General features: G+C 72.1%; 20 protein-coding genes. 10 read left to right on the forward strand and 10 right to left on the reverse strand.

All coding sequences use genetic code 11. The features are described 5' to 3' along the window. Positions 1–21: 21 nt before the first annotated feature. From ACZ6CV_RS25630 to glgX, 3 genes are all read right to left on the reverse strand, one after another. Positions 22–1,386 (reverse strand): carbohydrate-binding protein, encoded by a 1,365-nt coding sequence (locus tag ACZ6CV_RS25630; RefSeq protein WP_469253051.1) that lies wholly within the window; start codon positions 1,384–1,386, stop codon positions 22–24. A 223-nt stretch (positions 1,387–1,609) separates the two neighbouring features. Then, on the reverse strand, positions 1,610–2,563 hold the full coding sequence (locus ACZ6CV_RS25635; protein WP_469253052.1) for a LysR family transcriptional regulator: 954 nt from the start codon (positions 2,561–2,563) through the stop codon (positions 1,610–1,612). A 102-nt stretch (positions 2,564–2,665) separates the two neighbouring features. After that, a complete protein-coding gene (gene glgX, locus ACZ6CV_RS25640) occupies positions 2,666–4,999 on the reverse strand; it encodes a glycogen debranching protein GlgX (protein ID WP_469253053.1) in 2,334 nt (777 codons plus the stop codon). A 154-nt stretch (positions 5,000–5,153) separates the two neighbouring features. Between glgX and ACZ6CV_RS25645 the strand changes: the two genes are divergently transcribed. The 7 genes from ACZ6CV_RS25645 to ACZ6CV_RS25675 all read left to right on the forward strand — a co-directional run bounded on the left by ACZ6CV_RS25645 (position 5,154) and on the right by ACZ6CV_RS25675 (position 12,539). After that, positions 5,154–6,365 carry a L,D-transpeptidase gene (locus ACZ6CV_RS25645; protein WP_469253054.1) on the forward strand — a complete coding sequence of 404 codons (1,212 nt, stop codon included), beginning with the start codon at positions 5,154–5,156 and terminating at the stop codon, positions 6,363–6,365. A gap of 220 nt (positions 6,366–6,585) precedes the next feature. Next, on the forward strand, positions 6,586–7,827 hold the full coding sequence (locus tag ACZ6CV_RS25650; protein WP_469253055.1) for a L,D-transpeptidase: 1,242 nt from the start codon (positions 6,586–6,588) through the stop codon (positions 7,825–7,827). 85 nt (positions 7,828–7,912) lie between these two features. Beyond that, on the forward strand, positions 7,913–8,680 hold the full coding sequence (locus ACZ6CV_RS25655) for an enoyl-CoA hydratase/isomerase family protein (RefSeq protein WP_469253056.1): 768 nt from the start codon (positions 7,913–7,915) through the stop codon (positions 8,678–8,680). Positions 8,681–8,831: 151 nt separating this feature from the next. Next, positions 8,832–9,491: an ATP-binding protein gene (locus ACZ6CV_RS25660; protein ID WP_469253057.1), complete on the forward strand. Its 660-nt coding sequence runs from the start codon at positions 8,832–8,834 to the stop codon at positions 9,489–9,491. 406 nt (positions 9,492–9,897) lie between these two features. Further along, positions 9,898–10,692 (forward strand): polysaccharide deacetylase family protein, encoded by a 795-nt coding sequence (locus ACZ6CV_RS25665; protein WP_469253058.1) that lies wholly within the window; start codon positions 9,898–9,900, stop codon positions 10,690–10,692. Further along, a complete protein-coding gene (locus ACZ6CV_RS25670; protein ID WP_469253059.1) occupies positions 10,692–11,876 on the forward strand; it encodes a YncE family protein in 1,185 nt (394 codons plus the stop codon). Before ACZ6CV_RS25665 ends, ACZ6CV_RS25670 begins: the two co-directional genes overlap by 1 nt. Positions 11,877–11,987: 111 nt before the next feature. Beyond that, on the forward strand, positions 11,988–12,539 hold the full coding sequence (locus ACZ6CV_RS25675) for a glycoside hydrolase family 25 protein (RefSeq protein ID WP_469253060.1): 552 nt from the start codon (positions 11,988–11,990) through the stop codon (positions 12,537–12,539). A gap of 19 nt (positions 12,540–12,558) precedes the next feature. Here the strand turns inward: ACZ6CV_RS25675 and ACZ6CV_RS25680 are convergent, their stop codons facing one another. From ACZ6CV_RS25680 to ACZ6CV_RS25690, 3 genes are all read right to left on the reverse strand, one after another. After that, positions 12,559–13,218 carry an NADPH-dependent F420 reductase gene (locus ACZ6CV_RS25680; RefSeq protein WP_469253061.1) on the reverse strand — a complete coding sequence of 220 codons (660 nt, stop codon included), beginning with the start codon at positions 13,216–13,218 and terminating at the stop codon, positions 12,559–12,561. Positions 13,219–13,348: 130 nt separating this feature from the next. Then, positions 13,349–13,561, reverse strand: coding sequence for a hypothetical protein (locus ACZ6CV_RS25685; RefSeq protein WP_469253062.1), 213 nt, complete (start codon positions 13,559–13,561; stop codon positions 13,349–13,351). Positions 13,562–13,615: 54 nt separating this feature from the next. Next, a complete protein-coding gene (locus tag ACZ6CV_RS25690; RefSeq protein ID WP_469253063.1) occupies positions 13,616–14,308 on the reverse strand; it encodes a FadR/GntR family transcriptional regulator in 693 nt (230 codons plus the stop codon). Between the two features lie 227 nt (positions 14,309–14,535). On the opposite strand from ACZ6CV_RS25690, the gene leuA reads away from it, so the two are divergent. Then, entirely contained in the window at positions 14,536–16,338 is a 1,803-nt protein-coding gene (gene leuA / locus ACZ6CV_RS25695) for a 2-isopropylmalate synthase (protein ID WP_469253064.1), read from the forward strand. Beyond that, positions 16,335–17,147: an ABC transporter ATP-binding protein gene (locus ACZ6CV_RS25700; RefSeq protein WP_469253065.1), complete on the forward strand. Its 813-nt coding sequence runs from the start codon at positions 16,335–16,337 to the stop codon at positions 17,145–17,147. Before leuA ends, ACZ6CV_RS25700 begins: the two co-directional genes overlap by 4 nt. A 77-nt stretch (positions 17,148–17,224) precedes the next feature. On the opposite strand, the gene ACZ6CV_RS25705 is transcribed toward ACZ6CV_RS25700, so the two are convergent. Further along, positions 17,225–17,437, reverse strand: coding sequence for an EF-hand domain-containing protein (locus ACZ6CV_RS25705; protein WP_358709394.1), 213 nt, complete (start codon positions 17,435–17,437; stop codon positions 17,225–17,227). A gap of 109 nt (positions 17,438–17,546) precedes the next feature. Here ACZ6CV_RS25705 and ACZ6CV_RS25710 point away from each other — a divergent pair, with 109 nt between their 5' ends. Continuing rightward, positions 17,547–19,196 carry an alpha/beta hydrolase gene (locus ACZ6CV_RS25710; protein WP_469253066.1) on the forward strand — a complete coding sequence of 550 codons (1,650 nt, stop codon included), beginning with the start codon at positions 17,547–17,549 and terminating at the stop codon, positions 19,194–19,196. Positions 19,197–19,227: 31 nt separating this feature from the next. Here the strand turns inward: ACZ6CV_RS25710 and ACZ6CV_RS25715 are convergent, their stop codons facing one another. From ACZ6CV_RS25715 to gcvH, 3 genes are all read right to left on the reverse strand, one after another. Next, positions 19,228–20,598 (reverse strand): L-serine ammonia-lyase, encoded by a 1,371-nt coding sequence (locus ACZ6CV_RS25715; RefSeq protein ID WP_469253232.1) that lies wholly within the window; start codon positions 20,596–20,598, stop codon positions 19,228–19,230. Positions 20,599–20,787: 189 nt separating this feature from the next. After that, on the reverse strand, positions 20,788–22,050 hold the full coding sequence (gene glyA, locus ACZ6CV_RS25720) for a serine hydroxymethyltransferase (protein ID WP_469253067.1): 1,263 nt from the start codon (positions 22,048–22,050) through the stop codon (positions 20,788–20,790). 23 nt (positions 22,051–22,073) lie between these two features. Further along, positions 22,074–22,451, reverse strand: a complete 378-nt coding sequence (gene gcvH, locus ACZ6CV_RS25725) for a glycine cleavage system protein GcvH (RefSeq protein WP_469253068.1) — start codon at positions 22,449–22,451, stop codon at positions 22,074–22,076. Positions 22,452–22,536: the final 85 nt, after the last annotated feature.

The raw sequence follows: 22,536 nt of genomic DNA on the forward strand, positions 1-22,536 counted from the left end.
CCCGGGCCCCTGGGTCTGCGGCTAGGCCTGCTGCCAGAGGGCCGGCGTGTTGGGCGGCTCCCACCCGGGTTGCGCCTGGTGCCCCTGGAGGCACCGGTACGTGGACCCGCCATAGGTCACCGTGTCGCCCGGGGCGTAGACCTTGCCGGCCGCCCACGTGCCGCCCGGCTCGGGGTCACCGGGGCCGGGGTCCCCGCCGCCCGTGGTCTTCAGCGTCAGGCCGAACTGCTGGAGCAGCGGATTGATCGGCTGGTAGAACGTCGTGCCGCCGCTGGAGCAGTTGCCCGAGCCGCCCGAGGTGACGCCCTGTGCCTGGCTCCCGGAGATGAAGGAGCCGCCCGAGTCGCCGGGCTCCGCGCAGACCGAGGTCCTGGTGACGCCGCTGATGGTGCCCTCGGGGTAGGTGACACTGGTGTTGTGCTGCTGGATCGTGCCGCAGTGCCACCCCGTCGTGGAGCCGGACCGGCAGACCGACGCACCCACCGGGGACTGCGTGGAGCCCCCGACGCCGACCCGCTGGCCGCCCTGGCCCTTCACGTACGGGGTGGCCGTCCACTGGGAGTTGGTGGCGACCCAGGCCATGTCCATGCCGGGGAAGACGGATGCCTGGAACGTGCCCTGGGCCACCTGGTTGTAGCCGCTGGTCGCGGTGCCCGCGCGCCCGCAGTGGCCCGCCGTGGCGAAGCCCTGCTGGGCGCCCTTGGTGACCGGGAAGCCGATGGAGCAGCGGCCCCCGCCCATGTAGTACGCCTCGCCGCCCACCAGGTCGTACAGCGGCCGCGGCCGTTCCTTGAGCTTGATCCGCTCGACGCGTACGAGGGAGGGGTCCACGCCCGCCGCGCGGACGAGGGAGTCCGCGGCGGAGGCCCGCACGGCCCGCACCACGACGGCGTTGGCGCGCACGTCGACGTACCGGAGGGGCACGTCGTGCGACGCATACCGGTCCAACCCCCTCCGCACCGCCTCCAGTTGCGCGACCGAGTGCTCGACGACCCGCGCCTCGGCGCCCCGTGCCTCGATCGCGGGGACGTCGGAGGCGTCGGTGGTGGCCACGGTGAGCCGCGCGGAGGTCGCACCGTGCACCCAGGCGCCCGCGAAGTCCCGCCCGAGCGCGTTGTGCAGGGCGCCCGCGACGGCCCCGGCGTCGGCCTCGTTGACGAGCCGATCCCGGGCCTGCGCCGCCGTGAGCCCGAGATCGCGCCGCATGGCCAGCAGAACCTGGGGAGAGGTCGAACCGACGGCGGCGGTGGCGGCGGGGGAGGAGCCGGAGCCGGGGTCGGCGGCGGAGGCGGACGCGGCCCCGGGAAGCCCGGCGAGGACGAGCGCACCGGCGGCGACCACCGCGGCACACGCGGCGGCGACGCGCCGGTGATGGATGGGGAGCATACGAGGTCTCCTCGAGAAACCGGGGACGAGCGGGATCGCCCCACACGCTAAAACCCCCAACTGCCGCCCATCAGCTACCACTTCACCCCCGACACCGACGTTATGGAAACCACTCCGGGGGGGGAGGGGGGCCGCCCCGACGGCGCCACCCCGACAAAGCCGACGAGCTGCGCCAACCCGGCGGGGCCGGGGGCCTCACCCTGGCGGAGCCGAAGCCCGCCCCTCACCCCCGCGCACCCGGCAGCGTCGCGAGCCACGCCGTGTAGCTCTCGCTGCGGGAGGCCACGTCCGCGTGGGCGGACCGTGCCTGGGTGAAGACCGCCGGCGCCGTGTCGTGGGCCGGGGCCGACGGGTGCCAGCCGAGCAGGTGACGCCAGTACAGGGGCGCCCCCGTCAGGGGGCGGGTCACCAGACCCGGCGTCGGCGGGAACGTCGCCCGGCACAGTCCCACCGCCCGCCCCACCTGCACCAGATGCACGCACGACGCGACATCCGTCTCGTACACGCGCGCCGGAGTGAACCCCGCCCGCGCGCACGCCGCGGAGAAGCAGTCCGCGAAGCAGCCGTCGCCCGGCACGTCCGTCCACGCCTCGTCCGCGAGCAGCGCGAGGTCGATCTCCGGGCGCCGCGCCAGCGGGTGCCCGGTGGGCAGCATCACGAAGACCGGATCGCGGGCCACCTCCCGCCACACCAGGAGTCCGCTCTCCGGCGGCGCGCTCGCCCCGCACGTGCCGACCAGCGCGAAGTCGAGCCGCCCCGCCGCCGTACGCGCCGCGATCTCCCGCTCCGACCAGGAGGTGTGCGTCGTCACCGACGCGCCCGGATACGCGGCGGCGAGCCGGTCCACCAGCGCGCCAAGCAACGGCCCGTGGATGCCGCCGAGCCGGAACCCGGCACCCACCTGCCAGGCCTGCGCGAACCGCTGCGCCTCCTCGCGCAGATCGCTCACCGCGGGCAGCACGACCCGGGCCCGCGCCAGCACGAACTCGCCGAGCGCGGTGGCCCGTACACCGTGCCGCCCGCGCTCGAAGAGCTCACCGCCGAGCGCGCGCTCGATCCGCTTCAACTGCGTGCTCAGCGCGGGCTGGGCGAGCCCGAGCGCGGTGGCCGCCTTCGTCAGGCTGCCCGCGTCGGCGATCGCCCGGATCGTCCTCAGGTGCCGCAACTCCAGGTCCATGACGTGAGCTTGGAGCCACCCCCGGGCCGGGGCAAGACTCTGGTCCGGACCAGAAGTGATCATCGCGGGCCCACCGGTACGGGCGGCGGGCGCGGGCGGAGATCACCTCACCCCGTCAAGCACCCGCAGCAGCACCACCGACCTCCCCGCCACCGCCAGCACCTCACCCGCCCGGTGCACCGCCCCCGGCGCCTGCGCCTGCTCCTCCGCCGAGGTGTCCACGACGACCTCGTAGGCGTCGGCCCACGGCGGCCCCGGCAGCACGAACGCCGACGGGCGCTCCGCGGCGTGCAGTACCGCGAGGAAGCTGTCGTCGACGACCGGCGCGCCCCGCGCGTCACGACCGGGTATGTCCCGGCCCGACAGATACATGCCAAGCGTTGCCGTGGGTGCGTACCAGTCGGCCTCCGTCATCTCCGTACCACCCGCCGTGAACCACGCCAGATCGCGCAGCCCGTCCGCGGAGTGGGCCCGCCCGGAGAAGAACGCCCGCCTGCGCAGCACCGGATGACGGTGCCTCAGCTCGATGAGCCGCGCCGTCAGCGCGCACAGCTCCCGCCACCCCGGCTCCTCCCGGAGCCCCCAGTCGACCCAGCTGATCTCGTTGTCCTGGCAGTACGCGTTGTTGGAACCCCGCTGCGTGCGGCCCATCTCGTCGCCCGCGACCAGCATCGGCACCCCGGTCGAGAGCAGCAGCGTCGTCATCAGGTTCCGCAGCTGCCGACGACGCAGCGCGACGATGCCCTCGTCGTCGGTCTCGCCCTCGGTCCCGCAGTTCCAGGCCCGGTTGTCGTCGGAGCCGTCCCGGTTGCCCTCGCCGTTGGCCTCGTTGTGCTTGCGCTCGTAACTGACCAGGTCGCGCAGGGTGAACCCGTCGTGCGCCGTCACGAAGTTCACCGACGCGTACGGCCTGCGCCCGCCCCACGCGTACAGGTCGCTCGACCCCGAGAGCCGGTACCCCAGATCCCGTACGTCCGGCAGCGCGCCCCGCCAGAAGTCCCGCACCGCGCCCCGGTAGCGGTCGTTCCACTCCGTCCACAGCGGTGGGAACGCCCCCACCTGGTAGCCGCCCGAGCCCACGTCCCACGGCTCGGCGATCAGCTTCACGCGCCGCAGCACCGGATCCTGCGCGATCACCGCGAGGAACGGCGAGAGCATGTCGACGTCGTGGAAGGAGCGCGCGAGCGCCGCCGCCAGGTCGAAGCGGAACCCGTCCACACCCATCTCCGAGACCCAGTACCGCAGCGAGTCCGTGATCAGGCGCAGCACATGCGGCTGGACGACCTGCAAGGTGTTGCCGCAGCCCGTGTAGTCCGCGTACCGCCGCGCGTCGCCCGGCTGGAGGCGGTAGTAGCCGCGGTTGTCGATGCCCTTCAGGGAGAGCATCGGACCGAGCTCACCGGCCTCCGCCGTGTGGTTGTAGACGACGTCGAGGATGACCTCGATGCCCGCCTCGTGCAGCGCCCGCACCATCCGCTTGAACTCGCCGACCTGCTCGCCCCTGGTGCCGGACGCCGCGTACGCCGCGTGCGGGGCGAAGTAGCCGATCGAGTTGTAGCCCCAGTAGTTGCGCAGGCCCCGGCGCAGCAGATGGTCCTCGTGCGCGAACTGGTGCACCGGAAGCAGCTCCACCGCCGTCACACCGAGCCGTACGAGGTGCTCCAGCGCCGCCGGATGCGCCAACCCCGCGTACGTACCGCGCAGTTGCTCGGGAACACCCGGATGCAGCTTGGTGAAGCCGCGCACGTGCAGCTCGTAGATGACCGAGTCCGCCCACGGCGTCTTGGGCCGCCGGTCGTCCGTCCACTCGTCGTCCGGCGCGTCGTCGTGCACGACCACGCCCTTGGGCACGTACGGCGCGGAGTCTCGCTCGTCGCGCACGGTGTCCGCCACATGCTGCTGGGGCCAGTCCCGCACGTGCCCGTACACCTCGGCGGGCAGCCGGCCGTAGTCGTTGCCGGGACCGCCGTCCACCGCGCGGGCGTACGGATCGAGGAGCAGCTTCGCCGGGTTCCAGCGGGCGCCCGTCCAGGGGTCCCAGCGGCCGTGCACCCGGTAGCCGTACCGCTGCCCCGGCCGCACGCCCGGCACGAAGCCGTGCCAGATCTCGTGGGTCAGCTCGGTGAGCGGGCAGCGCGTCTCGACGACCCGGGACCCCTCCGTGTCGAACAGGCACAGCTCGACCGCCTCCGCGCCCCCCGCCCACAGCGCGAAGTTGGTGCCCGCGACGCCGTCGGGACCGACCCGGAAGCGGGCACCCAGCGGAGTCGGCGCGCCCGGCCACACCGGGCGGTCCGGCGCGGCGCGGGACGCGGCCCGGCCCCTGCCGTTCACCGTCGGGGCGGGCCGCCCGGTCGTGCCGCGCCCCGCCGTCCGTGCCTTCTGCGCTGCCTCTTGCTCGGGCTGCACTGCCTCTTGCTCGGGTGCGCTCGACACCTGCTCGCCTCCCGCGGCTCCGTGGCCGACGCGCGAAGAAGGGCGTGCGGCGTCCCGGCCGCGGCTCCCCCCTACGTCGTCCTCACCACTGTTCTGCCCACCGCGCGCGTCGCACTCACGTTTCCCCGGCAGGGGGACGGTCGTTGGGACCCACGTGAGACAGGTTGCGAGGCGCGCACGGCGCGCAGGGGCCGCGCTGGCCGCGGCGGTGACATGGGCGGGCCTGCTGGCCGGGGCGTCCGGCTGCTCCGCCGACGGGCCCGACGGATTCATGGGGAAGCCGCGCTCGCCCGCGGACGCGATCCGGGTGTCGCCCGGTGACGACAGCAAGGGGATCAAGCCGCAGGAACGCATCGAGGTCACGGTCCCGGGCGGCCGCCTGGAGTCGGTGAAGGTCGTCCGGACGCAGGACGCGCAGGAGTTCGACGTGCCGGGCCGCATCGACGAGGACGGCCTGACCTGGCGCCCCGTCGACGAAGGGCCGCTCGCCCTCGCCTCCACGTACAAGGTCGACGCCGTCGCCCTGGACGGCCACGGCCGCCGCTCGGCCCGGCACACCACCTTCCGCACGCTCGTCCCCGACGAGCGCTTCATCGGGTACGTCGCCCCGGAGAACCGCGCGACGGTCGGCACCGGCATGATCGTCTCCCTGGAGTTCAACCGGGAGATCGAGAACCGCGACGCCGTCCAGCGCGCCATCCGCGTCACCGCGCACCCGGACGTCGAGATCCGCCCGCACTGGTTCGGCAAGAGCCGCGTCGACTTCCGCCCGGAGAAGTACTGGAAGCCCGGCACCAAGGTCACCGTCGGCCTGAAGCTGCGCGACGTCGAGGCCGCCCCCGGGATCTACGGCCTGCAGGACAAGAGCTTCTCGTTCACCGTCGGCCGCAGCCAGGTGTCCCTGGTGGACGCCGCCGAGCACACCATGGAGGTACGCAGGGACGGCGAGCTGATCTCCACCGTGCCGATCACCGCGGGCGCCCCCAAGACCACCACGTACAACGGGAAGATGGTCGTCACGGAGATGCTGGAGGTGACCCGGATGAACAGCCGTACCGTCGGCTTCGGCGGCGAGTACGACATCCCCGACGTCCCGCACGCGATGCGCCTGACCACCTCCGGCACCTTCCTGCACGGCAACTACTGGTCGCCGGACGCCCCCGGCACCACCAATGTCAGCCACGGCTGCGTGGGCCTGCGCGACGTGAAGGGCGGCAGCTCCAAGACGCCGGCGGGTTGGTTCTTCGACCGGAGCCTGATCGGTGACGTCGTCGAGGTGGTCAACAGCAATGACAAGAAAGTCGCTCCTGACAACGGCCTCGGCGGCTGGAACATGGCGTGGAAGGACTGGGTGAAGAACAGCTGATCTCCCGGGTGACCGCGCGGTGTTGTCCGGGTGACCGGCCGGCCGACACCGAGTGATCATGATCCGCCCGCACCCCCTGGGCAGTTGGAACGCAACGGTGACATTGGCGGGGCGTCAGCGCCGGGAACCGTGTGATTATCTATCGCTTGCGCGTGTCCGAAACGCGCAGGTGCACTGGGGTGCGGGCCCGGATCGGGCCCGGCGAGGGGAGACGACAATCGTGAACGGGCGACCGATACCGGGGGCGTCGGTGGGCGCGCGGGTGGGCGCGCGGCGACGGGGCGCCAGGGGACTGACGGCGGTGGCGTCGGGGGCGACGCTGCTGTTCGTCGCGGCATGCGGGGGCGGCTCGGACTCGGGCGGCGACGGCGGGGGCAAGGACGAGGCGGGCAAGAACGCCCCCTCCGCGGCCGTCGTGACGATAGCCCCCAAGGACGGCGCGGACTCCGTGGCCACCAGTGGCGCCCTGAAGATAGGCGCCGAGAAGGGCAAGCTCGCCGAGGTCGAGGTCAAGGACAGCAAGGGCAATCCGGTCCCCGGCAAGATCACCGCCGGCGGCACCGCGTGGAAGCCCGCGCACCACCTCGCCGCCGCCACGAAGTACAAGGTCCACGCGGTCGCCAAGGACGCCGACGGCCGCGCATCCGCCAAGGACACCGCCTTCACGACGCTGACCCCGAAGAACACCTTCATCGGCCAGTTCAACCCGGAGGACGGCTCCACGGTCGGCGTGGGCATGCCGTTCTCGGTCAACTTCACCCGGGGCATCACCGACCCGGAGGCCGTCGAGAAGGCCATCGAGATCAAGACCGAGCCTTCGGTGCCGGTCGAGGGCCACTGGTTCGGCAACGACCGCCTGGACTTCCGCCCGGAGAAGTACTGGGAGCCCGGCACCAAGGTCACCGTCAAGCTCAACCTCGACGGCGTCGAGGGCCGCCCCGGCGTCTACGGCAAGCAGGCCAAGACCCTGAACTTCACGATCGGCCGCAGCCAGGTCTCCACCGTCGACGCCAAGACGCACCAGATGAAGGTCGTCCGCGACGGCAAGCAGATCAAGAAGATCCCGATCACCGCGGGCGCCCCCGGCACCACCACGTACAACGGCGAGATGGTCATCAGCGAGAAGCTGCAGGTGACCCGGATGAACGGCGAGACCGTCGGCTTCGGCGGCGAGTACGACATCAAGGACGTCCCGCACGCCATGCGGCTGTCCACCTCCGGCACGTTCCTGCACGGCAACTACTGGTCGGGCGGCGCCTTCGGCAACACCAACGCCAGCCACGGCTGCATCGGCCTGAGCGACGTGCGCGGCGGCTACAGCAAGAAGACGCCCGCCGGCTGGTTCTTCGAGCGGTCGATGATCGGCGACGTGGTCGTCGTGAAGAACTCGGCGGACAAGAAGATCCAGCCCGACAACGGCCTGAACGGCTGGAACATGTCCTGGGAGAAGTGGAAGGCCTGACCCGCCACCGCTCCACGCGGGGCCCGGTGCACTGTGACCAAGTGCACCGGGCCCTTCGGCGTTAACCCCCGCTAACGTGCCTGTCATGACTGCACACCTCGAAGTCGCCGAAGGCGTCGGCACGATCCGACTCGACCGCCCCCCGATGAACGCCCTGGACGTCGCCACCCAGGACCGCCTCAAGGAGCTCGCCGAAGAGGCGACCCGCCGCGACGACGTCCGCGCGGTCGTCATCTATGGCGGCGAGAAGGTGTTCGCGGCCGGCGCGGACATCAAGGAGATGCAGGCCATGGACCACGCGGCGATGGTCGCGCGCTCCGGGGCCCTGCAGGAGTCCTTCACCGCCGTGGCCCGCATCCCCAAGCCCGTCGTCGCCGCCGTCACCGGCTACGCGCTCGGCGGCGGTTGCGAGCTGGCGCTCTGCGCCGACTTCCGGATCGCCGCGGACAACGCCAAGCTCGGCCAGCCGGAGATCCTGCTCGGCCTCATCCCCGGCGCGGGCGGCACCCAGCGCCTGGCCCGTCTGGTCGGCCCGTCCAAGGCCAAGGACCTCATCTTCACCGGCCGCCACGTGAAGGCCGACGAGGCGCTCACCATGGGCCTCGTCGACCGCGTCGTACCCGCCGCCGAGGTGTACGAGCAGGCGCACGCCTGGGCCGCGCGGCTCGCCCGGGGCCCGGCCATCGCGCTGCGCGCCGCCAAGGAGGCCGTCGACGCCGGTCTGGAGACCGACATCGACACCGGTCTGACCATCGAACGCACCTGGTTCGCGGGCCTGTTCGCGACCGAGGACCGCGAGCGGGGCATGCGCAGCTTCGTAGAGGAGGGCCCGGGCAAGGCGAAGTTCCTCTGAACTGGCCTTGATCGACGCCCAGTTGATGCTCCGCTGACATCACGTCGACGCCACGCGGACGGCGGGCGGGCACGGCACATCCCTCGAAGGGGCGGATTATGAGCGGCTTAACGCAGCCTTAAGCCTGCGCACCCCCGTGCGCCTTGTGATCATGCGTGAGCGGACCGTCAGTGCAGGTCAGCGTCGATTCCGAGGCGCTTACCTGCCAGTGGCATATGTCAACACGGCCTCCCGGAATGGTTGGTTCCGGGGGGCTTATTCCGCCGGAACGGCCCCGCGCGGCGCTTCGGGCGGCCATGATGGGGGCATGGCGGGGCTGGAGGGTTATGAACGGCCGCGGCGGCAGGGCGGTGGGACCGCGGCCCGGTGGTCGCCGGCGGTGGAGGACGAACACGCGCTCAAGGCACTCGAGTTGTTCGGCAATCCCACGGACGCGGAGGTGCCGCTCCCCTCGCGCCCGGAGTCCGCGGCCATCGCGCGCCGCCTCGCCCAGGTCGTCGTCCTCCGCCACTGGGGTCTCTCCCCGAAGCTCACCGAGGACGTCGTCCTCCTCGTCTCCGAACTCGTCGGCAACGCCGTGCGGCACACCGGCGCCCGCGTCTTCGGCCTGCACATGCAGCGGCGGCGCGGCTGGGTCCGCGTGGAGGTCCGCGACCCCTCGCGCGGGCTGCCGTGCCTGATGCCGGTCCGCGAGATGGACCTGAGCGGCCGCGGCCTGTTCCTCGTCGACAAGCTGTCCGACCGGTGGGGCGTGGATCTGCTGCCGCGCGGCAAGACGACCTGGTTCGAGGTGCGGGTCGCCGACCGCTGACACGCGCGGTCCGGATACGCGAAAGCGGTCCGGATACGCGAAAGCCCCCGGCGGCCGGGGTCGGCGCGAGGGGGCCTTCGTGAAGCGGCGTGGAGATCGGGGTGTGATCCACGGCCGCCGAGACGACCTGAGCCCGGGTCAATGGGGGTCGTGTCCCCGACTATGGCAGACGGGCGTTCGACGATCCAAAGCGGCACAACCGTACATAAATGGGCAAACCACGACAGTTTAGAGGTGAATCCTTGGTGAGATGGGACACCTGCCTGGTAAACGCTGGTTAAGCGGCGGCTGTGACAGGCGATACGCAAGGCCCGGGTGACCGGACGCGACCCCCGGGCGCCGACCCGTCACCACCCCGAAGCGAGCAATCATCATCTTTCGCCCGTTTTTCCCATTAAATGGGCGGGTGATCGAGACCGACCGCCGCAGAGCCCTGTGCGCGGGCGCCGGCCTACTCGCCGCGGGCGCGCTCACCACCGGGTGCGCCGCGACCGGCCCCGCCCCCGCCCCCGACCGACCGCCCGCACCCGAGTCGCCCGGCCCGCCGGGCAAGGCCCACCGCCCCGCCCCCGCGGCCCCCGCGCCACGCCGCATCCCCGGCCTGCCCGCCCAGATCACCCACGGCCCCCGCACCCGCCCCCAGGTCGCGCTCACCTTCCACGGCCAAGGCGACCCGGCCATCGCCAAGGCGCTGCTCACCGAGGCGGAGAAAGCGGGCGCCAAAGTCACCGTGCTCGCCGTCGGCAGCTGGCTCGACGACCATCCGGACATGGCGCGGCGCATCCTCGACGGCGGCCACGACCTGGGCAACCACACGCTCCACCACCGCGGCATCAACGACATGCCGGAGGCCGAGGCCTACGCCGAGATCACCGGCTGCGCGGACCGGCTGCGCCGCCTCACCGGCTCCATCGGCACCTGGTTCCGCCCCTCACGCACCCCGACGGCGACCCCCCTCGTCGTACGGCTCGCCCACCGCGCGGGCTACCCGCACGTCCTCGGTTACGACGTCGACTCCCTCGACTTCACCTCGCCGGGCGCCCCGGCGGTCACCCGCACGATCGCGGGCGGCATCCGCGAGGGGTCCGTCGTCAGCCTGCACTTCGGGTACGCGGACACGGTCGCCGCGCTCCCCGCCGTCCTGGAAGAACTGGAACGCCGCGGCCTGCGCGCGGTCACGACCACGGAGCTGCTGACCTGATGACCCGGAAACACAACCTCACCCGGCGCACCGCGGCCGTGCTCGCCGCCGGCGCCACGCTCGCCGTCCTCGCCGGCTGTGGCAGCGACCAGCACGCCGACGAGGCCCTCGGCACCGAGGGCGTGCGCAAGCCCGCCAAGCCGAAGACCGCCCACGGCCTGCCCGGCATGCCGCCCGTCCTCGACCCGAAGGACGTCTACGCCGCCGACCGGCCGAACGCCCTGCAGCCGGTGACGAAGAAGTTCCTGAACCGGGTCTACGTGCCCAACACCAACTCCAACACGGTCTCGGTCATCGACCCCGAGAAGTACAAGGTCGTCAAGACCATCAAGGTCGGCAACCAGCCCCAGCACGTCGTCCCCTCCTGGGACATGAAGACGCTCTGGGTCAACAACGACCTCGGCGACAGCCTCACCGCGATCAACCCCGTCACCGGCAAGGAGGGCCGCACGGTCGAGGTCTCCGACCCGTACAACCTCTACTTCACGCCGAACGGCAAGCACGCCATCGTGATGGCGTCCATGGACCGCGAGCTCGTCTTCCGCGACCCCAAGACCATGAACCGGGTGAAGACCCTCCCGGTGACCTGCGCGGGCGTCAACCACGCCGACTTCTCCATGGACGGCCGCTACTTCATCGTCTCCTGCGAGTTCTCCGGCGAACTGCTGAAGGTCGACACCGAGAAGATGGAGGTCGTCGGCCAGCAGAAGATCCCGTTCAAGGGCGCCATGCCGCAGGACGTGAAGCTGTCGCCGGACGGCAAGGCCTTCTACGTCGCCGACATGATGGCGCACGGCATGTGGGTCCTGGACGGCAAGAAGTTCACCAAGCCGAAGCTGCTGCCCACCGGAAAGGGCTGCCACGGCCTGTACGTGAGCCGCGACTCCAGGGAGATGTACATCTCCAACCGCGGCGAGGGCACCATCTCCGTCTTCGACTTCACCAAGAACAAGCTCACCAAGAAGTGGAAGCTCCCGCAGGGCGGCAGCCCCGACATGGGCGGCGTCTCGGCGGACGGCAACACGCTCTGGCTGTCCGGGCGCTACGACTCCGAGGTGTACGCCATCGACACCCGCACCGGCGTCCAGCTCGCCCGCATCCCGGTCGGCGAGGGACCGCACGGCCTCGCCGTCTACCCCCAGCCGGGCCGCTACTCGCTCGGGCACACCGGGATCTTCCGTTGAACGATTGATGGTTGACGGTTCGCCGCGGCTGACAACGGGCACCAAACGGGCAGTTCAGGAAGTCCAGGAAGTTCAGGCCTCCTGGCTTCCCCCCACCCCCTGGAGGCGCCCGTGATCCGTGGCATCGACGTGAGCTCGCACCAGTCGACCTTCGACACGGACGGCCTCTCCTTCGTCTTCATCAAGGCGACGGAGGGCCGTTCGTACATCAACCCGAAGCTGTCCGCCCAGACGAAACTCGCCCGCGACGGCGGATGCGTGGTCGGCTTCTACCACTTCCTGTGGCCGGGCAACATCACGGCCCAGGCGGAGTACTTCGTGGGCAAGGCGCCGGAGAAGGCGGGGGATCTGCTGGCGGTGGACTGGGAGACGACCGGGGACGGGACGCGCGCCAGCAACGCGGAGAAGGACCGCTTCATCCGCGAGGTGAAGCGGCTGCGCCCCCACCACAGGGTCCTGCTCTACTGCAACCGCGACTTCTGGTTGAACCGGGACACCACGTCGTACGCGGGCGACGGACTGTGGATCGCCGACTACGTGAGCGCGGGCAAGCCGCGCATTCAGGCGAAGTGGACGATCCATCAGTACACGTCGACGCCGCTGGACAAGAACGTGGCCGCGTTCGCGAGCGAGGCCGCGATGCGGGACTGGGCCACGCCCTGACGCTCCCCGTCCGTACGGCTCAGGCGCGCCACTCCGGGGTGCGCTCCGGCGACGCGGCGTCCAGTGCCGCGCGGATCTCGTCCACGCCACCGGTGTGGCCGTACACGGGGGTTCCGGGCTGCTGACGCCAGGAGTCGTCCTGGCCGCCGTTGTCGACGGTGTCGAAGCCGAGTTCGTCGATGAGGTCACGTACGAGCTTCTTCGCGGCCTCGTCGTCACCGGAGACGGGCAGGGCGACGCGGCCCGGGGAGCCCTGGGGGAGCGGCTTGTCGAGGATGTCCTGGGCGTAGGTGCCGTTGAACGCCTTGATCACGGGGTGGCCGATCTGCCGTTCGGTCCAGCGGCTCTCGGTCAGCCCCTCCTCGATCTCGGCGATCCTGCCGTCGCGCTGCTGCGGGTAGTAGTTGCCGGTGTCGATGACGGCGACGCCGTCGGCCGCGCCGTCGAGGAACCCCGCGGGCAGGTCGGGCACGGCCTTGAGCGGGACCGTCACGACGACGACCTGCGCGCCGTTCGCCGCCTCGGCGGCGGTGACGGGCTTCGCGCCGGTCTCGTCGGCGAGGGCGGTGAGGGTGTGCGGGCCGCGGGAGTTGGCGACGGACACGTCGTGGCCGAGGGCGGTGAGGCGACGGGTGAGGTTGCCGCCGATGTTGCCCGCGCCGATGATGCCGATCTTCATGACTGACCTGACCTTCCGGTTGTTCCGCTGTCGTAACGGAGGCAACCTCCGGAAGGGCGGGGGTATTCCGGGTGGGCGCCGACGACCGGGGCGGGATTCTTGGGACCGTCGGCGCCCCGGGGCGCCCTGCCTACTTCTTGTTGACGCTGGCCATCAGGTCCTTCGTCTGCTTCTCGACGGCGGGGACGAGGCCGGCGACGACGTCGACGCCGTCGTTGGCCACGTCGCCCACCGGCACGGGGGCGTTCTGCGGACTGTCCTGCGCCTGGGCCGCACCGGAGAAGGACAGGGCGGCACCCGCGAGGGCGACGGCGGCCAGGGCGCGCTTGGTGTTGTTGGTCATGACCTGCCAACGATCACCCCGGGCACGGGTCACGGGGGGCCCTGCGGACACGGCCTAGCCCTGCGCGCGCAGCACCGGGAGCGTGGTCTCCAGCTCCTCCTGGGCCACCCGGGCCGCCCGTTCCGCGTCCCGCGCCTCGACCGCGTCCACCAGGGCCGCGTGCGCGGCGTCGCCGTGGTTTGCCTCCGCGGTCCGTACGTCGGTGAGTTCGAGCAGGTCGACCAGGCCCGTGCGCAGCGCGGGTGTGAACTGCGCGAACAGATCGGTGAGTACGGGGTTGTGGGCCGCCGTCACGACCGCCGCGTGCAGGGCGATGTCGGCGTCCACGAACTCCGCGTCGGCCCCGGCGGCAGCCGCCCTGCGGCCGTCGAGCGCGGCCCGCATCGCCGCGAGGTCCTCGTCGGTGCGGCGCGCCGCCGCGAGCCGCGCCGCCTGGACCTCCATCAGCATGCGCACCTCGTACACGTCGGCGACCGCCGCGCGCCGCAGCCGGGCCGGCCAGTCCGCGACCGGCTCCGTCGCGATCACGAAGACCCCGGCGCCCTGCCGGGACCGCACGAGGCCCGCGCCGGCGAGCGCGCGCAGGGCTTCGCGGAGGGTGGAGCGGCCGACGCCCAGCTCCTGGGCGAGGGTCGTCTCGCCGGGCAGCCGGGTCCCGACGGGCCAGGTGCCGTCGGTGATCTGCGCGCGGAGCCGGGCGGCGGCCTGTTCGACGAGGGGGCTGGGGCGTACGGAGCCGAGCGGCATGGGGTGGGCCTCGGGCCTTTCGGGCGGGAGCGCGGCACCGGGGTACGGGCCGAACTTGTCTGAGGAGTACTTGTCTGAGGAGCTGACGTGTGGCTAGTGTAGCCCCATGATCTTCCGCGGTCTCCTTCTTCTCGGCTGCCGCGGCGGGGCCTGAAGCGACCGGCACCCCGCCGCGGGGTGCCGTGCTGCCGGTCCGCCGACCGAGCTCAGGAGCAGGAGAACCCCGCATGAACCCCGGCATCCCCGTCACCACGCCCGGCGCCCCCGTCACCGCCCCCGGCGCCCCCGGCCCCACGTACGACTGGAATCCGCAGCGCCCCGGCCCCATGCCGCACCACCGCTACCGCCCCTACCAGGAGCGGGTCACCGTCCCCGCGGCGCGGCGGAGTTGGCCCGACGCCCGGTTCGAGCGCGCGCCCCTGTGGGTGCCCGTCGACCTGCGCGACGGCAATCAGGCGCTGGCCGAGCCGATGGACACCGGGCGCAAGCGCCGCTTCTTCGACCTGCTGGTCTCGATGGGGTTCAAGGAGATCGAGGTCGGCTACCCCTCGGCCAGCCGGACCGACTTCGACTTCGTCCGGGACCTGGCCGGGCGGGCCGCGCGCGGTGAGCTGCCCGATGACGTGACCGTCGTTGTCTTCACCCCCGCCAGGCCCGAACTGATCGACCGCACCTTCGCGTCGATCGACGGCCTGCCGCGCGCCGTCGTGCACCTGTACGTCCCCACCTCGCCCGTCTGGCGCGACACCGTGCTCGGCCGGTCGAGGGCCGAGGTGCACACCGTGGCCCGGGAGGCCGCGGCGCACATGGCGCGGCTCGCCGACGAGCAGCCGCACGCCGACATCCGGTTCCAGTTCGCGCCGGAGACGTTCAACCTCACCGAGCCCGACTACGTCCTGGAGGTCTGCGACGGGCTGACCGAGCTGTGGGACGCGAGCCCCGACCGCCCCGTCACGCACAATCTGCCGGCCACCGTCGAGATCGCCAGCCCGAACGTGTACGCCGACCAGATCGAGTACATGCACCGTCACCTGGCCCGCCGCGATTCCGTCATCCTCTCCGTGCACCCGCACAACGACCGCGGCACCGGCGTCGCCTGCGCCGAGCTCGCCGTCCTGGCGGGCGCCCAGCGCGTCGAGGGCTGTCTGTTCGGCAACGGTGAGCGGACGGGCAACGTCGACCTGGTGACGCTCGCCCTGAACCTGTACGCCCAAGGCGTCGACCCCATGGTCGACTTCTCCGACATCGACGCCGTGCGCGAGGTCGTCGAGCACTGCAACCGGCTGCCCGTGCACCCCCGCCACCCCTACGCGGGGGACCTCGTGCACACCGCGTTCTCCGGCACCCACCAGGACGCCATCAGCAAGGGCTTCGCCCAACATGCCCGACGGGCGGCCGAGTTGGGCGTTCCGGAGCGTGAGGCGCCGTGGGAGGTGCCGTATCTGCCGATCGACCCGGCGGACATCGGCCGCAGCTACGAGGCCGTCATCCGCGTCAACTCCCAGTCGGGCAAGGGCGGCATGGCGTATCTGCTGCAGACCCGGCACGGTCTCGACCTGCCGCCGTCGCTGCGCCCCGACTTCTCGCGCGTGGTGCAGGAGGCCACCGACGACAGCGGCCGGGAGGCGACGGCGAAGGAGCTGTACGAGCTGTTCCTGGCGACCTACGTGGTGCCGGGCCGGGACGGCGAGGTGGGCCTGAGCTCCTGGACCACCGACCGGGCCCCGGACGGCGCGCACCGATTCGTCTGCACCCTGCGGATGGGGGAGCGGGCCGGGGACTTCGAGGGCGTGGGCAACGGCCCGCTGTCCGCCTTCGTCGACGCCCTGGCCGCCGCCGGGATCACCGTCGGCATCCTGGACTACGCCGAGCACGCCGTGAGTGAGGGCGGCGGCAGCGAGGCCGTCGCGTACGTACGGTGCCGGGTCGGCGACGTCGACTGCTGGGGCGCGGGCCTGGACACCTCGGTCCTGACCGCCTCCGTGCAGGCCGTCCTCGCCGCCGTGAACCGGGCGGGGGCCGGCCGATGACCCCCGCCCCGCCCGGCGGCGACCCGGCCGCCCCCGTCCTGCACGCCGACCGCGTCACCGTCGTCCGTGACGGGCGGCCCATCCTGGAGGACGTCACCTTCACCGTCCGTCCCGGCGAGCACTGGGCGCTGCTCGGCGCGAACGGCGCGGGCAAGTCGACCCTGCTCAGCCTCTGCGGCGCCGTCACCCACCCCACGCACGGCACGATCGAGGTGCTCGGCCGCCACCTCGGCACCGTCGACCTCCGCGAGCTGCGGGCCTACGTGGGCCATGTGAACCCGCGCCATCCGCTGCGCTCGCCGCTGCCGGTCCGCGAGGTCGTCCTCACCGGCCTCACCAACAGCGTCGAGCCGGTCCCGCGATGGCGCCCCACCCCCGGGCAGGAGGCGCGGGCCGACCGGCTGATCGACCTGCTCGGCCTCGCGCACCGGGCGGACGCGCGCTGGCCCACGCTGTCCCAGGGCGAGCGGGGCCGCACGCTCATCGCGCGGTCGCTGATGCCGAGCCCCCGCCTGGTCCTGCTCGACGAGCCGGCCACCGGCCTCGACCTCGCCGGGCGCGAACGCCTCCTCGACAGCCTCGACACCCTGCGCGAGGCCCACCCGGAGCTCGCCACCGTCCTGGTCACACACCACCTGGAGGAACTGCCCGCGGGCACCACCCACGCGCTGCTGCTGCGCGACGGGCGCGCCCTCGCCGCCGGAACCGTGGCGGAGGTCCTGACGAGCGACCAGGTCGGCAAGTGCTTCGACCACCCCGTGCGGCTGGAGCGCAGGGACGGGCGGTGGAGCGTCCGCACCAGCCGCTGACGCGCCCGCGGGGGGCGGGCGGGTACGGCGAAGGGCCCGGCGCGCCATCGTGCGCCGGGCCCTCGTCGTCCGCCGGACTACTTGTTCAGGCTCGCCCAGAACTCGTCGAAGGAGAGGCGCTTGTCCGCGTTGGTGTCCTTCGAGCCGATCACGGCTTCGGCCACCGCCTCGGTCTGGTAGAAGTCGCCCATCCTGGCCATGGCGCTCTTCCACTCGGCTGCCGTGATGAAGCCGTCGCCGTCCGCGTCGAACTGCTCGAACGTCTTGCGCGCTTCCTCGATGTCCGCCACCGGATCCACCCCTTCTTCGTGCACTACTGACGGGGGTCAGGGTAGCGGGAGCCCCGGCGCGTGCCCCTCGCGGGGATTGGTCGCCGGACGGTGGAGCGGGACGGCGGCCGTGCCCGTCTCCCAGGGCGAGCACATCGAACCTGGGAGCGACCCGTTGAACCCCGCCGTCCACCACCGCCGCCGGTCCCGGCGGGGCACAGGCCGCCCGCTCGCCCTCGCCCTGTCCGCCCTCACCGCCGCCGCACTCACCGGCTGCACCGCGCCGGGTGAGGCCGCCCCGGACGACGGCAAGGCGGCCCCGCGCCCCGAGCTCCAGCGGTTCTACGGGCAGCGGCTGGCCTGGAAGAGCTGCGGCGACCTGCGCTGCGCGCGGCTCACCGTCCCGCGGGACTACGGCCGCCCCGACGACGGCAGGACGTTCGTCCTGCCGGTGGTGCAGGCGCAGACGGCCGACCCGGACCGGCGCATCGGCTCGCTCGTCTACAACCCGGGCGGTCCGGGCGCCTCCGGCGTGAGCGACCTGAAGGCGGACGGCGGCGAGGCGTTCACCGCGCGGCTCCGCGCCCGCTTCGACATCGTCTCCTTCGACCCGCGCGGCGTCGGCGGCAGCGTCCCGGCGGTCTCGTGCGCGGAGACGGACGAGGAGGAGACCGACGAGGGCGAGGCCCCCGAGCCCCTCACCCCCCGCACCCCGGCCGACCGCGCCCGTGCGGTGGCCGAAGCCGACGGGCAGGCCGCAGCCTGCGTGCGGGGCAGCCGCGCCGTCCTGCCGCACGTCGGCACCGTGGACGCGGCCCGTGACCTGGACGTCCTGCGCGCCGCGCTCGGCGACCGCAGGCTGACCTATCTCGGCTGGTCGTACGGCACGAGTCTCGGCACGTCGTACGCCGAGCAGTTCCCGCACCGGGTCCGTGCCCTGGCCCTGGACGGCGCCGTGGACCCCGCCCTGGACTGGCGGCAGCGCGCGCTGAGCCAGGGCGCCGGGTTCCGCAGGGCGGTCGACGACTACGCGGAGTACTGCGCCGACATCGTGGGCGACAGCTGCCCCGGCTCGACCCCGGCGGAGATAGCGGCGCTGCTCGACGGGGTGTACGCGCGGGCGGCCCGCGCACCGCTGCCGGTCACCGACGAGGAGCTGTACGAGGTCGACGCCCGGACGGTGCTCGACGTCGTCACGGCCGCGATGTACAGCCCGGAGGACGACTGGGAGGAGCTGTCGCGGGCGCTGGACGCGGCGGACGACGGCGACGGGACGCGGCTCGCCCGCATGGCGGAGTCGGACTCTCCGGCCACGGAGTCCCGCCGTACGCACCGCAGCCGCCCCCGTCCCCGGGCCGCCGCCGAGAACGACGACGACGCCATCGTCGCCGTCAGCTGCCTCGACGTGCCCCACCCGCGCACGGAGGCCCCGTACTGGAAGGCCCTCGGCGCAGCCGAGAAGACGGCGGGCAGTTACGGGACGACGAGCGTCCTCGACGAGCTGACCTGCAAGGACTGGCCCACGGGTCCCGGCGCGGGACACCCGCACCGGGTCCGGGCCGACGGGGTGGCGCCGGTCCTGGTCGTCGGTACCACGGGCGACCCGGCCACCCCGTACGAGGAGGCCGAGAGCCTGGCCGGGCAGTTCCCCGGCGGCATGCTCCTGACGTACGACGACGTCGGCCACACCGCCTACGGGCGCGGCGGCCGCTGCGTCTCGAACGCCGTCGACGCCTACCTCATCGAAGGGAAACGGGTCCGCCCCGGCACGACCTGCTGACGCGGGCCGTGGGGGCGGACCCGCACCGGGATCAGCACTCGATGATGTTGACCGCGAGCCCGCCCCGCGCCGTCTCCTTGTACTTGACGGACATGTCGGCGCCGGTGTCCTTCATGGTCTTGATGACCTTGTCGAGGGAGACCTTGTGCGAGCCGTCGCCGCGCATCGCCATCTTCGCGGCGGTCACGGCCTTCACGGCCGCCATGCCGTTGCGCTCGATGCACGGGATCTGCACGAGGCCGCCGACCGGGTCGCAGGTCAGGCCGAGGTTGTGCTCCATGCCGATCTCGGCGGCGTTCTCCACCTTGGACGGGGAGCCGCCCATGACCTCGGCGAGGGCACCCGCCGCCATCGAGCAGGCGGAGCCGACCTCGCCCTGGCAGCCGACCTCGGCGCCGGAGATCGAGGCGTTCTCCTTGAAGAGCATGCCGATCGCGCCGGCCGCGAGCAGGAAGCGGACCACGCCGTCCTCATCGGCCCCGGGCACGAAGTTCATGTAGTAGTGCAGGACCGCGGGGATGATGCCCGCGGCGCCGTTCGTCGGGGCGGTCACGACGCGGCCGCCCGCGGCGTTCTCCTCGTTCACGGCCATCGCGTAGAGGGTGATCCACTCCATCGCGCGGGCCTGCGGGTCGCCCTCGGCGCGCAGCTGGCGCGCGGAGTTGGCGGCGCGGCGGCGGACCTTCAGGCCGCCGGGCAGGATGCCCTCGCGGGACATGCCGCGGGACACGCACGCCTGCATCACGCGCCAGATCTCCAGGAGACCCTCGCGGATCTCCTCCTCCGTGCGCCAGGCCTTCTCGTTCTCCAGCATCAGCGCGGAGATCGACAGGCCGGTCTCCTCGGCGCGGCGCAGCAGCTCGTCGCCGGTGCGGAAGGGGTGCTTGAGGACGGTGTCGTCCGGCACGATCGGGTTGGCGCCCTCGACGGCGTCCTCGTCGACCACGAAGCCGCCGCCCACGGAGTAGTACGTCTTCTCCAGGACGAGGGCGCCCTCACGGTCGTACGCGAAGATCGTCATGCCGTTGGCGTGGTAGGGCAGGGCCTTGCGGCGGTGCAGGACCAGGTCCTCGTCGAAGTCGAAGTCGATCTCGTGCACGCCGAGCAGGTTGATGCGGCCGCTGCTCTTGATCTCGTCCACGCGGTCGTCGGCGCCCTCCACGTTCACCGTGCGCGGCGACTCGCCCTCCAGGCCCAGCAGGACGGCCTTGGGGGTGCCGTGGCCGTGGCCGGTCGCGCCGAGCGAGCCGTACAGCTCCGCCCGTATCGCGGCGGTGTGGGCCATGAGGCCCTCGTTCTTGAGGCGTCCGGCGAACATGCGGGCGGCGCGCATCGGACCGACCGTGTGGGAGCTGGACGGGCCGATGCCGATCGAGAACAGGTCGAAGACCGAGATGGCCACGGGAAACTCCAAGGGTGGTTGGTAGACGCCGTTGTCTGCCGGGGTGGAGCAGAAGTACAAGGCGGTGCAGAACTACGGGACTGCGAGCGGGTCACGTGGTGCGGGGCACCCCGCTCACTGTCCAGTGTGCGGGGTGCCCCGACGTTTCGTACGTACGAACAAAAGCGTACGAACAAAAGGGTACGAAACTCAGCCCAGGCCGGGGTACAGCGGGTGCTTGTCGGCCAGTGCGGTGACGCGGGCCTTCAGGGCGTCCGCGTCGAAGCCCGGCTTGAGGGCCTCGGCGATGATGTCGGCGACCTCGCGGAAGTCCTCCTCCTGGAAGCCGCGGGTGGCGAGCGCCGGTGTGCCGATCCGCAGGCCCGAGGTGACCATCGGGGGGCGCGGGTCGTTCGGGACGGCGTTGCGGTTGACCGTGATGCCGACCTCGTGGAGGCGGTCCTCGGCCTGCTGCCCGTCGAGCTCGGAGTCGCGCAGGTCGACCAGGACCAGGTGCACGTCGGTGCCGCCGGAGGCCACGCCGACGCCGGCCGCCTTGGCGTCGTCCTGCACCAGGCGCTCGGCCAGGATGCGGGCGCCGTCCAGGGTGCGCTGCTGGCGCTCCTTGAAGTCGTCCGATGCGGCGACCTTGAAGGAGACGGCCTTGGCGGCGATCACGTGCTCCAGGGGGCCGCCCTGGAAGCCGGGGAAGACCGCGGAGTTCAGCTTCTTCGCGAACTCCTTGTCGCGGGCCAGGATGATGCCGCCGCGCGGGCCGCCGAGCGTCTTGTGCGTGGTGGAGGTGACCACGTCCGCGTACGGCACCGGGTTGGGGTGCAGTCCGGCGGCGACGAGCCCGGCGAAGTGCGCCATGTCGACCCACAGCTTGGCGCCGACCTCGTCGGCGATGCGGCGGAACTCGGCGAAGTCCAGCTGACGCGGGTAGGCGGACCAGCCCGCGATGATCACCTTGGGGCTGTTCTCCTTGGCCAGGCGCTCGACCTCGGCCATGTCGACCAGGCCGGCTTCGTCCACGTGGTAGGCGACCACGTTGAACTGCTTGCCGGAGAAGTTCAGGCGCATGCCGTGGGTGAGGTGCCCGCCGTGCGCGAGGTCGAGGCCGAGGATCGTGTCGCCGGGCTGGGCGATGGCGAACAGGGCGGCCTGGTTGGCGGAGGCGCCGGAGTGCGGCTGGACGTTGGCGTACTCGGCGCCGAACAGGTCCTTGACCCGGTCGATCGCGATCTGCTCGGTCACGTCCACGTGCTCACAGCCGCCGTAGTAGCGGCGGCCGGGGTAGCCCTCGGCGTACTTGTTGGTGAGGACGGTGCCCTGGGCCTCCATGACGGCGACCGGAGCGAAGTTCTCCGAGGCGATCATTTCCAGGGTGGACTGCTGGCGGTGGAGCTCGGCGTCGACGGCGGCGGCGACGTCCGGGTCCAGCTCGTGGAGAGGGGTGTTGAGAAGCGACATCACGCGATCCCTAACGGTATGGGTCAGCCGGCGGCGAAGGCGGTGTACTCATCGGCGGAGAGCAGGTCGCCCGGCTCGTCCGTGATGCGCACCTTGAACAGCCAACCGCCCTCGAACGGGGCGGAGTTGACCAGCGAGGGGTCGTCCACGACGTCCTGGTTGGCCTCGGTGACCTCGCCGTTCACCGGGGAGTAGAGGTCGCTGACCGACTTGGTCGACTCCAGCTCGCCACAGGTCTCGCCCGCGGTCACCGTGGAGCCGACCTCCGGAAGCTGCACGAAGACGACGTCACCGAGCGCGTTCGCGGCGTGCTCCGTGATGCCGACCGTCGACACGCCCTCCTCGGTGGCCGACAGCCACTCGTGCTCCTTGCTGTAACGCAGCTGCTGGGGGTTGCTCATGACCTGAATTCTCCTGTACGCGGGTGGGTGCTGCGGAACGGGGACGGTGTGCGGGGGGTCACGTCCGGCGCCGGGGCGCCGGGCC

It is taken from the genome of Streptomyces sp. NPDC041713, assembly GCF_055591085.1.